Raw genomic sequence first — 15979 nt, 5'->3', positions numbered from 1 at the left:
CTCAGAGTGCTAAGCAAAAAACGAGGCATTTTGCCTCGTTTTTTGCTGATTATGCTATTTCTAGTAAGGTAGCTATTGCACTGATCTCACTTTGCCCTGTTTGAGATCGTTTAACACCATCGATTTAGGACCATCGGCAATGACACAGCCTTTCTCCATCACAATGACGCGATCAACCACATCGAGCATTGACGTTTTATGAGTAATTAATATTAACGTCTCACTTGGTGTCAATTGAGACAGTTGATGTTTGATGTGCATTTCAGAGCGATTGTCCATGGCGCTAGTAGGCTCATCAAGTAGCAAAACGGGTGGGCGTCCGAGCAGTGCACGAGCAATGGCTACCGCTTGCCTCTGACCACCAGACAACAACAAGCCGCCTTCACCCACTTGTCGTTCTAACCCCGCAGGGTCTTGCTGTGTGAACGCGGTAACTCCCGCTCGGTTGGCGGCATCCATCACATCTCTATCATCAACTAAGGGACGCCCGAGCGTGATGTTATCGCGAATTGAACCGTAAAATAGGTTGCTGTCTTGAGGTACGCAACCAATATTACGTCTCACATCAATGTGATGCAGTTGCGCGATATCGGTGTCATCAATACGAACATTCCCCTCGGTCGGTTGATATAACCCCATAATAAGGCGCTCTAAGGTGGTCTTCCCTGAGCCGATGCGGCCTATGATCGCTACTTTTTCACCCGGATGAATCGTTATACTTAAGTCACGTATTGATGCAACAGGCGCATTAGGGTAGTGAAAAGTGATTTTGTCTAGCTCAATTTTACCTTGCACAATCGGACGATGAATATAGCGTTTACCTTCTTCTTGCTCATCGGGCATTTGCATCACTTGCTCAATGATTTTTAAGGACGATTTGGCTTGGTTGTAGCGTGTTGAAAGTAATGATAGTTGCACCATTGGGCCAATCGCACGGCCGCTGAGCATGGTTGCGGCGATGAGCCCACCCATGGTTAAATCGCCGTTGGATATCAGATAGACGCCTAAGATGATCATGCCAACGTTCGCGGCTTGCTGAACAAAGCCGGCAGTATTTTGAATACCATCAGTAATTCGACGGCTTTTAATGTTCCAGTTCGCCATGTGCGCGACCGCTTCTTCCCAGCGATATTGAAACTGACTTTGAGCGCCAAAGAGTTTCACTGTTTCAAGCCCAGCTAAACTTTCAATCAGGTTGGCGTATTTTTGTGATGCCAGTCGAGAGCCCTCTTCAATCGCCCGTCGTAGAGGTGCTTGGATGAGCAGAGAATAGATAGCAATGATCAGTACACCGGCGATAGGTACCAGCACTAAGCTGCCCGCCATTAGCCAGATCAGCACTAAAAAGAGCAATGCAAATGGCAGGTCAATCAATGATGAGATGGTTGCTGAGGTAAAGAATTCGCGTATGGATTCGAACTCTTGTAAATGTCGTGCAAACGCACCGACAGAAGGAGGACGAGACTCCATTCTGATCCCCATCACTTTACTAAAGAGCTTGGAAGAGATCAGAATGTCAGATTTTTTGCCCGCTACATCAATAAAATAACTGCGAAGTAGTTTGAGGAGCAGATCGAATAAGAAGATCACAAAAATCCCGCTCGCTAATACCCACAAGGTTTCAAACGCAAGGTTAGGCACGACTTTGTCATACACTAAACGGCTGAACATTGGTGCCGCAATGGCAAACAAATTGATTAAAATGGAAGCGATCAACACATCGCGATAAATGTGTTTTGACTGCCATAACGTACCCCAAAACCAGTGGCCATCACGGGTCTTTAATATTTCTGGTGATCGCTCGTCATAGCGAAACTGTTTTTTCACCATGAAGTAGCGGCCAATATAGCGTTCAGTCAGTTCCTCTAAGGGAATAGCTACGGGGATTAGACCAGACTCCGCAGTGACGACCTCAGCTTCTTGATTCGCTTCGTTGATGCTGCTGAGCACACAGGCTTCACCGCCTTTTAAAATTAAGATAACGGGGAAAACCAATTTTGGGATTTGATCCAATGCTGAGCGATTTTCCTTGGCGATTAATCCCGCTCTTTCGGCTGCTCGAGGAAAGAGAAAAGGCGTCAGTTTCCCATCTGATAAAGGTAGGCCGTTGATCAGTGCTTCTGGGGAATTCGCCAATCCATAATAACGACTCACATAGATAAGCGAATTGAGTAGCGTGTCTTGCATTACATCTGACCTTTTTTATTTATCCACAATAAAGCCTTGGAAGACTTCTATAAAATGCTCGGAAAGGAAATCAAGTTGAGTTTGCGTTTCTACCCTTGACGCAATTGTGGTGATTCCTAAATTGTGTGCTGTGCGAGAAATCGACGTTAAGGTGAACTTTTGCTTTTCATCGTCGAGATGGTGAGTAAATAGATAATCGAGTTTCACATATTTTGGACGGTACTCGTTGATGTAGTCTAATGATTGGAAATTCCGGCCATAGTTATCGACACCAAAGTCTGCGCCAGCTGCTCTTATAGCATTACAAAACAGCGCCGTCTGGTGAGGGGCGTTGAGGAATGCGTTTTCCGGTATTTCAAAGTGTAGGTTCTCACAGATAGAGCGATGCTTCGCCAGAGTCTGAGTGACCCAACGAATAAAACTGGGTTGAGAAAGGCTGCTTTGAGCGATATTAATGGCTAATGGTTCGGCTATCTCTCCCGTTTCGAGCTTGCGAATCATCGTTTCAATAACATATTCATCAAAAATATGGCTGGCATTGAGTTGGTCGAGTGCAAATAAGTATTGGTTAGCGCTGTAGCGTTTGCCATCGTGCTCAATCGCTGAAAAAACTTCGCGGTGGAAAGTTTGTCCCCAGCTATTATTGGCTGACTGCAAACGGAAACTGAACCAATCGTTATGGATAGCTTCTTCAACCAATGCTTTCCATTGCTGTTTACCCATCACAGTTTGTTTGGTTTCACTGCTGACAAAGCCGTAAATCAGCTCTGGATTTGCAGTTGCAGTGGCTAACGCGTTGTCGAGCAAGGAAAGTAACTGCGTTGAAGATTTTGGTTCTTTATTATGAACAACACCTAAAGAGACTTTGGCTGATGCCATGCCAGTCGGGTCGGCTAGAGTGTCTTGCACAAAATTCATAATACTATCGGCGATGATTTTAAGTTCACTCTCTTCCATGTTGGGCAAAATAAAGCCAAACTCTTCGGTAGAAATGCGTGCCAGAGTCACATCAGGTGAAGTAATCGACACTTTTAGATGCTCAGCCAAATGGCGCACCATACCATCGCCTGCTTCATAACCCTTTTCTTCGTAAAGCTCTTTGATAAACTCTGCTTGCAAAATAGCAGCGCCACCTATGGCACTTTCTGATAGCCAACTACTGAGTTGACTCATGTAATAGGCGCGGTTGCCAAGTTGAGAAACTGGGTCAATATAAGCACGCTCACGCAGTTGCTGCGCTTCTTGCGCCTGAGCTTTGAACGCTTTTTCAACCTGCGCTGACATGCTATTGATACCATCAACTACATAAATCAGATCTTTGGTCGCTGGCCGCGGTAGCGGTTCACCAAAATGGTTGCGTGCGACTTGCTCCATTTTTTCGACAATCATCTGCAGCGGGCGTAAAGCGCGCTTCAGAATGAAAGCGATGGCGGCAAGGCCAATCACAAAAATAGCGCTAAACGCGATAAGTAGCCGAATCAGCGCCTTCCATAATTGCGCATAGGCCTCGCCAGGGTGGCTGACAATTTCGACTTCAGCAAGCTGCATCCAACCACTGGTTACAACGCGTTGATCATGGATCGGTGCAAACAGGTGTAAATTGGTAAACCATTGCGGAACGTTATTAGGTTTTACAGGGTAAGATCGCAGAATCTCTTCGTCATCGTCTAGAAAAATCAATCGTACGACTGAGTAAGAGCTGCCATCAAACAAGGCATTGATAACCGACTCAACCGCAATCTTATCTTTCTTCTCCAAATAAGGTGCCAGCGCCAAACCGACGGTGTTGATGGTGTTGTTGACTTCAGAGCGCTGCTGCTGCTCTAAGTTGTTGCGGGTCGTATTGAATTCAATAATAAAGACTGAAGTCATCAGCATAATGAAGACGGCAATCATTCCCGCGACAAGTTGTTTATATAGCGTCATATTACTTACTCATCGTAACTTACAATTGGTTTATTCAATTTTAGCGAGCGTTCTCGTTCACGTAAGTCATTCCAAAGACTTAATCGTGAAGAGTCTCCTGCAAGCTGGCCATTTTTGGATTTCATTAGCCATAAATTTTTACCGTTAAAGCTGTAGATCGGTAACAGATCACGGCGTGTTGATGCTGGCTTAATCTCAGGGTTTATATTGTCTAAAATTAAGGGCTCGGCATTGGGTGTTGAATAGTACGCAAGAACCATATGAAACTGATTTAATTCAATAGCTTTAACATACACGAGGCGCAACTTTTTATCATCGATACCCAGTTCAAGCAGGGAGAAGTACTTCGCAATTGTGAAATCTTCGCAATCCCCTGCGTTGCTTCCTAGAAACTCAAGTGGTGTCGCCCAGTAGTCATTTTTTCCCCATAAATCGATATCATTAACAAAGTACAGCTGATTGAAAAATCGATTTATTTCGGTCAATTTGTCACGTTCGGGAGCATTTTGGTGTTTGGCAATTTCTTTGCGCCATGTTTCGACGCGTTTTCCCGCTCTTGTGCCATAGGTAAGCGCGACCGCATCGACCCACTGCTGCTCTTTGGTGTTGAGCGCTTGGGGGGATGAGGGCATAAATAGCAATAAAACCAGTGGCAGCCAAAACTTCATCAAAAACCGTCAATCATGAATATATTAAAAAGCATAAGTGAACCTTACTCCCTTAGCGCATTTTTTTGTGCACTGAGTATGGGCTTTAGTAGATAATCCATCACGGTTCGTTTACCCGTAATAATATCAACAGAGGCCGTCATTCCTGAGATGATAGGCAGGTTAGCATCATGCCCTAAGCTGGTTTGATTGGTCCTTACTCGGACTAAATAATAGCTTTTGCCTTCTTCATCTTGAGTTGTGTCGGCACTGATATGCTCAAGTGTCCCTTCCAAGCCACCATATTTGGTGAAATCATAGGCGCTGAATTTTACTATGGCAGGCAACTCTGGTCTTAAGAAGGCGATGTCTTGTGGGGCAATTTGCGCTTCAACAAGCAAGGTATCCTCTGTTGGGACTACTTCAACAATATCCATACCGGGCTGGATAACACCGCCAACGGTGTTGACATAAAGCGTCTTAATCGTTCCTGTCACAGGCGATAGCACAACAGTGCGATTTACCTTATCTTCAAGCCCAACGGCTGATTCTGTGATTGCTGAAAGTCTATCTTGGGCTTCGTTCAGTTTGTCTTGCTGCTGTGAGCGAAACTTTTGAGCCGCATCAATACGGTTGAGCACCGCTTCGCGAATCGCTGATTTTAATACTGGGATGTTAAGCTCGCTGGTGGTCATTTCACGGCGAGTATCGTTTACTTGGCGCTGTAGTTTCAGCAGCTCAATTCGTGGCACGACACCTTCGTCTGCTAAAGGCTTGGTTATCTCAAGCTCTTTATTCGCAAAATCATAACTTTGGCGCAAATTTTTCACGCGCGCTTGTATTTCAACCAACTCTTGTAGCTTCTGTTTGACTTGTTGATCTAAAAGAGAAAGTTGGTTGCGTAAGTTATTAAGATCTTGCCGGTAGGCGGCCCTTTGTCTATTAACTAAATCGGGTTGGTTGTCTGTTAACAGCGGTGGAAAGGCGAGTTTGTTATAGTCAATTTTGACGCTATTTTGCCAGTTGTCATCATCAATCTCTTCGTTGATCATCACGCTAGTAATGGAAGCGGATAGCTGTAGAACACTGGCGGTAAGGTTAGCGACTTGTTGTTCACGTTCGCGGTAGTCTGAGCGGAAACGAGTGTCATCAATCAATAACAGTTGTTGGCCTTTTTGCACTCGTTCACCTTCGCGAACCAATATCTGTTTGACTAAGCCTCCTTCCAAGTTTTGAACCACTTGAACTTGCGATGACGGAACGACTTTGCCTTGTCCAACTGTCACTTTGTCGACCTGTGCCCATGAGGCCCAGACGATGGCTAAGAGAAAAAAACAGACCATAACCCAGAGCATCACACGTGCACTGTTGGGCGTGTTCAGTAGCAGAGCCGCCGTTTTGTCGTCTACGTACTCCAATTCTGTCGAAGAGAGTTTGTTATAACTCTTGTTGCTCATTGCTTATCCTTTGCGCCTAATCGTAGTGTATTTCCCTTTTCTACTTAAAGCTGTAGAGGGAGGCTACAACTGTAAGTTGTTTGGGTATAGTTGCTTGATTTTATTACTTGTCTAGCAAAATGTTAAGGATTTGCCACTCATCATGAGATTACTATTCACCATTTGAATTGATTGTACTTCCTATTGCGTACGTTCTACAGAGTTTAGCTGTGAATTACTGATTTTGTTGAACCTTAGCACTCTTGAGTTATGACGATGATAGGCGCACAATCGTCAAAAATTTCATAAGGAGCAGAGATGGAACTTTCAGACATCCGCCGCGAATACATAAAAGGCGGTTTAAGACGCAAAGATTTGCTTTCAAATCCCATTGAGCAGTTTAACCTTTGGCTGCAACAGGCCATTGATGCCGGTCTTACCGATCCCACGGCGATGACAGTGGCAACGGTTGATGAAAATGGACAACCTTTCCAACGTATAGTGCTATTAAAAAATGTCGAAAAAGACAGTTTTGTTTTCTACACCAATTTAGGCAGTCGCAAAGCGCAGCATATTGAACACAACAATAAAGTCAGCTTGCACTTTCCTTGGCACCCATTAGAGAGACAAGTGCACATCACAGGAACGGCTGAAAAATTGTCGGCTTTTGAAAACATGAAATATTTTACTTCTCGTCCTAAAGATAGCCAAATTGCCGCGATAGCGAGTCGCCAGAGCAGCCGTATCTCAGCACGTGGTATTTTGGAAGGTAAATACTTGGAGTTAAAAAAGAAATTTGAACAAGGTGAGATCCCAGTTCCGAGTTTTTGGGGAGGATATCGCGTTAAAGTTGAATCGATAGAATTTTGGCAAGGTGGTGAGCATCGTTTGCATGATCGCTTCTTGTTTACGCAACATGATCAACAGTGGGACGCTGAACGTTTAGCACCATAAGGCCTACTTGTTAAAAGTCAGTCGCAATGAATGCCTCATTTATATGGGGCATTCACTATTGAGTACCACGGATAATTGCGTTTTGAGCAAGGTCTTGGGGATGTTTGAGCCATAACCTTGGTCTAGAGCCATATCGATAAGTTGCTCTTTACTGTGGGCTGCAAATTTATGTCGCAATTTTGCTTCATAGCCTTCCACTGTTTTTATCGAAATCTTCATCACCCGAGCAATGTGTTTGGGCTTTTTTCCGTAAAGCAGAAGAAAAAGAACTTCAGATTCTCTTGTGGTTAGGGGCCCGGAAATGGGCTCTAGAACACCCGAGGAATGCTGTGTGGTCGTTAAACCTGTTGCTCGGCATATCCAATGGCCTACTTCCAAAATAGCGGTATCAGTTAGCTCTTGCCCGAAAAAAATTGTACCTTGAACCTCACCTTGTGCGTTGAACCATGGGGTTTTGGTGAAAATATGAGCGCGCCAAGAACCGTCAGCATAGGGGTGGATATCCAGCACTTTTAACGGTTTTTTTGTGGAGATTACACATCGATCTTGTTGCTGGAATTCTGCGGCGCAAGCGGTTGTCGGGCTTGGCATTTCAAAGTCAGTTAATCCAATGCACTGTTTTGCATCACTAACACCAATTAATTTGCCATAAGCATTGTTTGCGTAAACAAAAACCGAATTAAGATCTTTGCAACCCCAATATCCCGGAAGCTGTTGAAACAATGAAATTTGTTCTGCGCTGAGGAAGTTGACCATAGCGGGTTCTCCTAACAATGATATTGATATAATACCAATGGCATGGCGGGTTGTAATCCATAGCGGCATTTGAACATAAAAAAGCCAGCCTGAAGAAGGGCTGGCATAAATACAAGAATTGCTTCTTGTCGACGTGCAGAAGAGGTTCTATGAATGCTGCGAGGGTGTTGCAAATTCATAGGGATACCACATGGATATAAAATATCAAACGTGTTTGATATTTAACACCACTTTAGACGACGAGAGTGCAATAACAAAGGGGGGAATTCCCCCCTTTGTTATATAAATGGCTGAGCTAGTTCAGCTTACCTAAAGTTCCCTAATGACCCTGAAGCCAACATAATTTGCAGAAGTAGCAGGAGCAATAAACAAATTACCATAAGCCGCCGCCGTTGCAGGGGAGAAGCTCCATGCTCCACCTTTTGCTTGACCTCTTGAGTCATTTGTCCATTCCCACACGTTACCGACAACATCATAAAGGCCTAGGCCATTGGGAGCGAAAGACTTCACAGGAGAGGTGCTTTTATTTGACCAAGGTGTACCACTCCAGCCAGTATTCGCTTTCCCAGTTCCGAAATCATCTCCCCACCAATAGTCTGTTTGTGTACCAGCGCGAGCGGCAATTTCCCACTCTTCTTCAGTCGGCAAACGGTATTTATAGCCAGTTTCCTTACTTAGCCAGCGAGTATAGGCCTTCGCATCATTTTGGCTAATACACACCACTGGTGAGTTGCTCAACTGCTTAAAACCAGGGTCGCGCCAATAGCTACCTGCAATCGGGGTAATTTCAGATTCGGCGACTGCTGTGCACAGTTTTTGTAGCTCAGCATCAGTTTGATAGGTGGTTTGATTCACAAAGGTTTCAAATTGACCCACAGTTACGGGGGTTGAACCAATTGCGAAAGCATGATCAAGGAAAACTTGTTTCGATGCGTGCTCGCCAATCAAATATTCGCCTGAGATCAAAGTGACTAACTCAGGAGCTTTAATATCCCCTTTGAGGGAATCAGCAAATTTATGTCCAGGTTTAAGTAGGTTGTCTTTTTCTCGTAGGTTCGCTCTTAATGTATGATCTGAGGTGATTTTCAGCTCTTGATTAAATGAGTAATACCCTTCTTTCTCAATCGTAATCATGTGCGGTCCCACTGGAAGCATCACTTCGACGGGAGTACTACCATAGTTTACATTGTCGATAGAGACTTTATCACTGTATTGGTTCGAGCGAATCGATAGGGTAACCCAAGCAATTTCTTTCTGTTTTTCTGTATTGGCTGAGTATTCGCCTGGGGCGAAACAGTATTGTGATTCGACATTCAGCAACCGACATGGTGTGTTTTCATCCGGTCTTGCATCAAGCTGAACATCTAGTACGGCTTTGTACTTATTGCCATTGTAGAAACCTGAATCTACGGTTTTATGGCGCAGTACATGAATATTAAAAGAGACATTGGCCAGATGTTGTTGGACGAGCTTGGCCTCACTTGTGGCCTCTATTAACTTGGTTTGATACTGGTTTACCGCTTTCTGGAGCGCTAAGTCAGTGGTCTGTTTCGAGCATTGAGCCAATGTCATATCGGCACTACAAGCGTTAGTAAAGCTAACTTTCTCGGTGCTACTCTGTTTGAGTTCATCTCTTAAGCGCTCAACTCGCGCGCGTAATTTATGCTGTTCTAGCTCATTGATATTTTTGCTGACCGTGTTCTGCTCGGCCCTTTTTTGTGCCAGCAGTGCTTCTGATTCTTGGCGTTTTTGCTCAGCTTCTAAACGGTTTTTTTGATTCTGCTTTACATTAGCCCAAGCTGCTTGGTAGGCATTTTGTGAAGGCATGATGTCCAGTTCAGGATCATCAATCATTTTCATGTAATCGCGTTCTAAGTCAGTTTTTGCTTTTGCAAGTGCCTTATCAAAGAGTTGGGCTTGCTTTGTTAGCCTGTCTAACTCACTGTTGTGGTTGTTCACAACCACTTGTTGTTCATGGGTGGCCTTCTGGGCTGCCTGTAATTCGGACTGTTTAGTAAACAACGCATCATCAATGGCAATTACTGAGGAAGGCGTTCCTTCTGCCATCGTCGATGTTGCCACTAAGCAAGGCGAAAGTGCTAATAAGAGAGCGGGTAAACCTTGTCGCATTATTATCTACTTCAGTTAAGTTATTAGTTCATTGTGTCTATTCTAAACGAAAACACCATTTTGTCTGAAGTCATCTTTCAATAACTTAATGACAAAATGGCGTTTTAACCGCATCTTTGTGAATTACGACAGAAAAACAGAGTTTTTTTGAGGTAATTAACCCTCTTTATTCGGTCTTAGCTTTATCCAAACCGTATCATTGCCGTTAATTGTTAATACCCGGTTGTAGGTTTCGTAGCCATCTTTAGAGACGGTAACTTGGTGGCGGCCATTAGGCAAAACAATCTCAACAGGTGTACTGCCGTAGTTAATACCGTTGATGGTTACGGCATCGTTGTATTGATCCGACCTTACGGTCACATTTGCCCACTGTTTGTCATTTTTTTGCGTACCTTCAGACACGCCGCCTTTCAAACAGTATCGAGTTGACACGTTAAGCAGTTTACACGCAGCCACCGCTTCTGGTTTCGCTTGAAGCTGAGCTTGCATTTGGGTGAAGTATTCGTTGTTGCCTTCAAAACCACTGCGAATAATTTGGCTATCTTGTACATGGATATTAAGTTCCACGCCTTTCAGGTTTTGCTTGGCAATGACCGATTCGGTTAGGTCATCAAGCAACTTGGCCCGAAACGTTTTTACCGCTTTTTGTTTGGTAAGGTGCTGTCCCTGATTTGAACACTCACCGAGTGTCATTGTCGTTGAACAGGTGGTTTTATAGCCAGTTTCAAGAACACTACTTTCACGCAGTTCGGCTTCGAGACGTTTGACCCTAGCTTCAATGCGCGACTCTTCGAGGTTCGCATACTCATTACTGAGACGAGCTTGCTTCTGTTTGATTTGAGACAAGCGCATTTCAACTTCGGTCATCGCTTGATTATTCTCAAGGCCTTCAGCTTGGTTCTGCTTCACTGATGCCCATGTTTCTTGGTACTTCTTTTGAAACGAGGCTAAATCTGTGTCTGGATCATCTAAAAGACGGCTATATTGTTTGTCCAAAGCAGACTTGGCTCGATTGCGTTTAGCATCAAGTTCTTCACTTTCTCGTTTAATACGAACATGTTCATTTTTAAGTTGTTGAAGCTTGGCTCCCTCTGCTTCGTATTCTGCAGAAATCGCGTCGATTTCCGTCTGTTTAGTAGTCATTTTTTCATCGATAGCGGTGACAGGATCTACCTGAATAACTTCTTCCGCGTACACCGATGCAGATACCCAAAAAGGGCTTAGCGCAAGCAATAGCGCTGGGATGCGACGTGTGATCATAGGTCCCTGCAACAAATTAACGTTTAACCACAAAAGTGGGAAAGACAAACTTTTGACAGCTTTAATGGATAAGCTGTATTCATAATGCAAAATTTATTCCGAACAATAGCAAAATTCACTTAAATCTATTACTAGGTGACTGATTTTGTAAATTTTATAATTGTGCATCTTCATTTTGAGCCTAATAGCGAAATATGCAAGTCTCTATTTTCGATCTATTTAGGGGTTTTGGGATTGAACACACATTGACCGTAATTTATGTGCACTTGATCATTGTTCCGTTTTGAAAAATCGATCTCATTTCACCCCTAAGCTTAAGCTTCATATGCACTTTGATGTTTAATTTTTAAAAAAATACAGCTTTGTTTTCGCTCCTGATAGTTTTGTTATAACATCAGCTTCTAACCTCAACCATGATGCAGCAATATGAGTGACTTTTCTTCGGCTAAGCTATCTAACTATCAACAAAATGACAAAGTTTTGTCGCCTAGGCCTGCAGAGTTAGTGACATTACCCTCGTACATGGAGTGTCATGATCATAGTTATACCCAAGTCGTTATCGGATTAAAAGGCCAAGCTGAGTTTGAAGTACAAGGTGTAGGCAATTTGGTGGGGCCGGGGCAGGGTTGTGTCGTTACCTCTGGAACTGGTCATGCGTTTGGTGGTGTCGTTGGGCAGTCGGATATCTTAGTGCTTAACCTTCCAATCTCCTGTGGAGATGACCCTTTGCTTCTACAAAAAATGAATGAGTTGTCGAATGCGGATATTTACTTTCAGCTGGATGGGCAAATCCAAAAGCTGATCCAATTGCTAGTTAAAGAGATGCAATCGAGTCCTGATGATTTACTGTTGAGCCGTGCCTGCAATGACACCGTGATGGCATTACTGCAACGCCATATTTCTGTATTTGAAACGCATCGCAAAGAATCTCGTTTTGATCTTGAAGCGATTGATCGTTATATCGATCTGCACCTTGGTCGTAAAATTTCAGTCGCTCAATTAGCGGGCCGCGTTTATTTAGGTGAAAGCCAATTTCATATGTTGTTCAAAGAGCAAATGGGGATCACGCCTCATCAATATTTGTTAGGTAAACGAATTGATATGGCAAAAGATTTGATTGAGCAAGGTTGTTTGAGTTTTGGTCAAATTGCGGAATTAACAGGCTTTTCTGGACAAAGTACCTTCACTCATTCATTTACTCGCTTGCAAGGTATTTCTCCATCGCAATACCGAAAATTGTGTCGTCGCTAATTCTTTATATCCCTGCCTCTTTTTTGTTTGTAATTCCCACATCATTTTTATATTGCTTGCCTTGACCTATCGGCAACACGTGCACCTTTGGTTAAATTTTGGAAACAATGTTGCTATTTTATGCTTTGTGCATGATGTCAATTGATGTGATTGTGTTTTTATTTTGTTAATAGCCAGAGTTTTTGGCAAAAAACTCGGAGTTTTTGACAAGTATTCTTCTCGCGCTCAAAATACACTGCCAGCCATTGCAGGAAACCCGACCTTTTTCGGGAGTGAGATTGAGGAAAACGCATGTTTACAGCAACAGATGTGTTGAATGCAGAGTTTATCGAGCAACCGCTTGATAAGCTGTGGTCGCTGATCTCTCCACTTTATATGGTGGACGAATCTCAATGGCTGAAGCAGTTATTACCGCTGGCAACAGCTACAGAATCAGAAAAATCGGCGATATTAAATAAAACAACCCAGTTAATCGAAGCGATCCGAGCCGACAAAAAAGCGGTGCAAATGATCGATGCCTTATTACTTGAGTACAGTTTAGATACGCAAGAAGGTATTTTGTTGATGTGTTTGGCTGAAGCTCTGATGCGCATTCCCGATGCGGAAACCGCGGATGCTTTTATTAAAGATCGCCTCAGCGTTGCGGATTGGAAATCTCATCTGAAAAATTCTGACTCTGTCTTTGTCAATGCGTCCACGTGGGGGTTGATGCTGACTGGTAAAGTGATTGGCCTTGCTGATGTGGATACGACTAGTCCAACGCAGGCGGTTAATCGTCTAGTGAATAAGCTTTCTGAGCCAGTGATTCGTAAGGCGATGCACCAAGCGATGAAGGTGATGGGCCACCAATTTGTGCTAGGCCGAACCATTGAAGAAGCACAAAAAAATGGCCGTCCTATGCGTGATAAAGGCTATACATATTCATTTGATATGCTCGGCGAAGCGGCGTTAACCACGGCCGATGCCAATAAATATTTCAAAGATTATTTGATGGCGATTGAGGCGGTTGGCCGCGAGAAATATGGCTTATCAACCAGCCCGGCACCGTCCGTATCAATCAAGCTTTCTGCATTGCATCCGCGTTATGAAGTGGCTAATCAAGAGCGCGTGCTGAGCGAGCTTTATAGCACACTGCTACAGCTTTTAGCCCGTGCAATTGAGCTGGATGTGGCGATCACTATTGATGCAGAAGAAGCAGACCGTTTAGAGCTGTCATTAAAGCTATTTGAAAAGATATATCGCAGTGAGCCCGTGAAAGGGTGGGGGAAATTTGGTTTAGTTGTACAAGCTTACTCTAAGCGCGCTTTACCCGTTTTAGTTTGGCTTAATGGGTTGGCGAAACAGCAAGGTGATGTGATCCCACTGCGTTTAGTCAAAGGGGCGTATTGGGATAGCGAAGTGAAGTGGTCTCAGCAAAGTGGCTACAGCAACTATCCGGTATACACACGTAAAGAAGCTACTGATGTAGCCTATTTGGCTTGCGCTCGTTTTCTTTTAAGCGAGGGTGTTCGTGGTCATATTTTCCCTCAATTTGCCAGTCATAATGCACAAACCGTGACCGCGATTGCGGTGATGTCACAACACAAAGATTTTGAGTTCCAGCGTCTGCATGGCATGGGTGATGCTCTTTATCATCATGCAATGAAAGCCTATCAACAATCGGTGCGAATTTATGCTCCAGTAGGTAGTCATAAAGACTTACTGCCTTATTTAGTTCGTAGATTGCTTGAAAATGGTGCGAACAGTTCGTTTGTGCATCGTTTAGTCGATGCCCGTTGTCCTATTGATACGTTAACGCAACATCCCGTCGATATGTTGCTCTCGTTTGATTCTTTACCAAATAACAAAATCCCTTTGCCACCGCATATCTTTGCCGAGCGCGTTAATTCCTATGGTGTCAATATTGATATTGAAAGTGAGGCAACGCCTTTTGAAGCGAAAGTAGAATGTTGGCTCAGTAAACAGTGGCATGCTTCTCCTATCATCAATGGTGTTGCTCAGTTCGAAAGCATGATCAAGGCAGGGGCATCGCCGGAAGTTGTGACTGCACCGTATGACCGTAGGAAGCATGTTGGACAAGTGGTATTTGCCAACCTTGATCATGTTTCCGAAGCTATCTCAATAGCGGAGCAATCCTTTGTTGCTTGGAAGCAAGAAGAGCACAGCGTTCGCGCGGGCAAACTTGATAAACTTGCTGATTTACTCGAAGAGAACTTGGCTGAACTGGTCGCCATTTGTCATCACGAAGCAGGGAAAACCATTCACGATAGCATTGATGAAGTCCGCGAAGCGGTAGATTTTTGTCGCTATTACGCCAAACAAGTTTCCGCGTTAACACCCTTTGAAGTGACGAGTTTTGATAATGAAAAGCGTAAAGTGAGCCGTGAAGGTCGCGGTGTTTTCGTGTGCATTAGCCCATGGAACTTCCCTCTTGCGATTTTTCTTGGGCAAATCACGGCAGCGTTAGTGGCGGGTAATGCGGTCGTTGCCAAACCCGCAGAACAAACCAGTTTGATTGCTTCGCGTGCCGTGGAACTGATGTTGGAAGCTGGCTTTCCTGCTGGCGTTATCCAATTGTTACCTGGACGTGGTGCAGAAATTGGTAGTGCGCTGACTTCTCACCCTGCCATTGCAGGTGTCGCGTTCACTGGATCAACGGCGACCGCGCAACGTATCAATCAAGCTCTCGCTCAACGTGACGCCGCGCCAGTGCCGTTGATTGCAGAGACGGGTGGGCAAAACGCGATGATCGTTGATAGTACGGCTTTACCCGAGCAAGTGGTGAGAGATGTGATTCGTTCTGCCTTTGCTTCTGCCGGGCAGCGCTGCTCTGCATTACGAGTGCTATTTGTTCAACAGGATATTGCCGATCGCATCATCAGCTTGATTCATGGTGCGATGAATGAGCTCAAGATTGGTCTTCCTTACCTCCACAGTACAGATGTCGGCCCTGTTATTGATGAAAAAGCCAAACAAAAGTTGCTCTCTCACATTGAACAGATGACCAAGACACAGACCAAAGTTGCGCAATTAGAACTCGGTTCGGAGTGCCAACACGGCGATTTTGTACCGCCAGCGGCTTTTGAAATTTCAGATATTCACTGCTTAACCGAAGAACAATTTGGGCCGATCTTGCATATCGTGCGCTTTAAAGCGCGTGAGCTGGCCGATGTAGTGCAGCAAATTAATCAAACTGGTTTTGGTTTAACCATGGGAATCCATAGCCGCAATGAAACGACGTATCGTTGGATAGAAAAACACGCCCGAGTAGGTAACTGTTACATCAACCGTGATCAAGTGGGTGCGGTGGTGGGCGTGCAACCATTTGGTGGGCAGGGGCTTTCTGGTACCGGACCAAAGGCAGGTGGCCCACATTACTTATACCGTTTTACTCAAACTGAATTTTCTCAGTAATAAAGGCTCAGGAGAATT

General features: G+C 44.3%; 10 protein-coding genes. 3 read left to right on the top strand and 7 right to left on the bottom strand.

The window, feature by feature from the left end; all coding sequences use genetic code 11:
- Positions 1-72: 72 nt before the first annotated feature.
- From AACV32_RS08840 to AACV32_RS08825, 4 genes are read right to left on the bottom strand one after another with little or no spacing between them, the layout of a single operon-like run.
- On the bottom strand, positions 73-2187 hold the full coding sequence (locus AACV32_RS08840) for a type I secretion system permease/ATPase (RefSeq protein WP_013868207.1): 2115 nt from the start codon (positions 2185-2187) through the stop codon (positions 73-75).
- Positions 2188-2202: 15 nt separating this feature from the next.
- Positions 2203-4113 carry a bifunctional diguanylate cyclase/phosphodiesterase gene (locus tag AACV32_RS08835; protein ID WP_170894927.1) on the bottom strand — a complete coding sequence of 637 codons (1911 nt, stop codon included), beginning with the start codon at positions 4111-4113 and terminating at the stop codon, positions 2203-2205.
- Between the two features lie 5 nt (positions 4114-4118).
- On the bottom strand, positions 4119-4781 hold the full coding sequence (locus AACV32_RS08830; RefSeq protein WP_026027195.1) for a transglutaminase-like cysteine peptidase: 663 nt from the start codon (positions 4779-4781) through the stop codon (positions 4119-4121).
- A gap of 44 nt (positions 4782-4825) precedes the next feature.
- Positions 4826-6217, bottom strand: a complete 1392-nt coding sequence (locus AACV32_RS08825) for an HlyD family type I secretion periplasmic adaptor subunit (RefSeq protein ID WP_013868204.1) — start codon at positions 6215-6217, stop codon at positions 4826-4828.
- Between the two features lie 297 nt (positions 6218-6514).
- Here AACV32_RS08825 and pdxH point away from each other — a divergent pair, with 297 nt between their 5' ends.
- The gene (gene pdxH / locus AACV32_RS08820; RefSeq protein WP_013868203.1) at positions 6515-7150 is read left to right on the top strand and encodes a pyridoxamine 5'-phosphate oxidase; all 636 of its coding nucleotides are present in this window, start codon (positions 6515-6517) and stop codon (positions 7148-7150) included.
- Between the two features lie 39 nt (positions 7151-7189).
- On the opposite strand, the gene AACV32_RS08815 is transcribed toward pdxH, so the two are convergent.
- From AACV32_RS08815 to AACV32_RS08805, 3 genes are all read right to left on the bottom strand, one after another.
- On the bottom strand, positions 7190-7906 hold the full coding sequence (locus tag AACV32_RS08815; RefSeq protein ID WP_170894926.1) for a helix-turn-helix transcriptional regulator: 717 nt from the start codon (positions 7904-7906) through the stop codon (positions 7190-7192).
- Between the two features lie 309 nt (positions 7907-8215).
- Positions 8216-10036 (bottom strand): SUMF1/EgtB/PvdO family nonheme iron enzyme, encoded by a 1821-nt coding sequence (locus AACV32_RS08810; RefSeq protein WP_013868201.1) that lies wholly within the window; start codon positions 10034-10036, stop codon positions 8216-8218.
- 156 nt (positions 10037-10192) lie between these two features.
- Positions 10193-11296: a PEGA domain-containing protein gene (locus tag AACV32_RS08805; protein WP_026028446.1), complete on the bottom strand. Its 1104-nt coding sequence runs from the start codon at positions 11294-11296 to the stop codon at positions 10193-10195.
- 426 nt (positions 11297-11722) lie between these two features.
- Here AACV32_RS08805 and AACV32_RS08800 point away from each other — a divergent pair, with 426 nt between their 5' ends.
- Positions 11723-12547 (top strand): AraC family transcriptional regulator, encoded by an 825-nt coding sequence (locus tag AACV32_RS08800; RefSeq protein ID WP_017042345.1) that lies wholly within the window; start codon positions 11723-11725, stop codon positions 12545-12547.
- Between the two features lie 291 nt (positions 12548-12838).
- The gene (gene putA, locus AACV32_RS08795) at positions 12839-15961 is read left to right on the top strand and encodes a bifunctional proline dehydrogenase/L-glutamate gamma-semialdehyde dehydrogenase PutA (RefSeq protein ID WP_170894925.1); all 3123 of its coding nucleotides are present in this window, start codon (positions 12839-12841) and stop codon (positions 15959-15961) included.
- Positions 15962-15979: the final 18 nt, after the last annotated feature.

Source organism: Vibrio sp. B7, from assembly GCF_963888765.1.
Classification (GTDB): domain Bacteria; phylum Pseudomonadota; class Gammaproteobacteria; order Enterobacterales; family Vibrionaceae; genus Vibrio; species Vibrio anguillarum.
This window is presented reverse-complemented; position numbering and strand designations above follow the sequence as displayed.

Coding starts and splice junctions, on each gene's coding strand:
- AACV32_RS08840 (WP_013868207.1), bottom strand. CDS start 2,187: ATGCAAGACACGCTACTCAATTCGCTTATCTATGTGAGTCGTTATTAT.
- AACV32_RS08835 (WP_170894927.1), bottom strand. CDS start 4,113: ATGACGCTATATAAACAACTTGTCGCGGGAATGATTGCCGTCTTCATT.
- AACV32_RS08830 (WP_026027195.1), bottom strand. CDS start 4,781: ATGAAGTTTTGGCTGCCACTGGTTTTATTGCTATTTATGCCCTCATCC.
- AACV32_RS08825 (WP_013868204.1), bottom strand. CDS start 6,217: ATGAGCAACAAGAGTTATAACAAACTCTCTTCGACAGAATTGGAGTAC.
- pdxH (WP_013868203.1), top strand. CDS start 6,515: ATGGAACTTTCAGACATCCGCCGCGAATACATAAAAGGCGGTTTAAGA.
- AACV32_RS08815 (WP_170894926.1), bottom strand. CDS start 7,906: ATGGTCAACTTCCTCAGCGCAGAACAAATTTCATTGTTTCAACAGCTT.
- AACV32_RS08810 (WP_013868201.1), bottom strand. CDS start 10,036: ATGCGACAAGGTTTACCCGCTCTCTTATTAGCACTTTCGCCTTGCTTA.
- AACV32_RS08805 (WP_026028446.1), bottom strand. CDS start 11,296: ATGATCACACGTCGCATCCCAGCGCTATTGCTTGCGCTAAGCCCTTTT.
- AACV32_RS08800 (WP_017042345.1), top strand. CDS start 11,723: ATGAGTGACTTTTCTTCGGCTAAGCTATCTAACTATCAACAAAATGAC.
- putA (WP_170894925.1), top strand. CDS start 12,839: ATGTTTACAGCAACAGATGTGTTGAATGCAGAGTTTATCGAGCAACCG.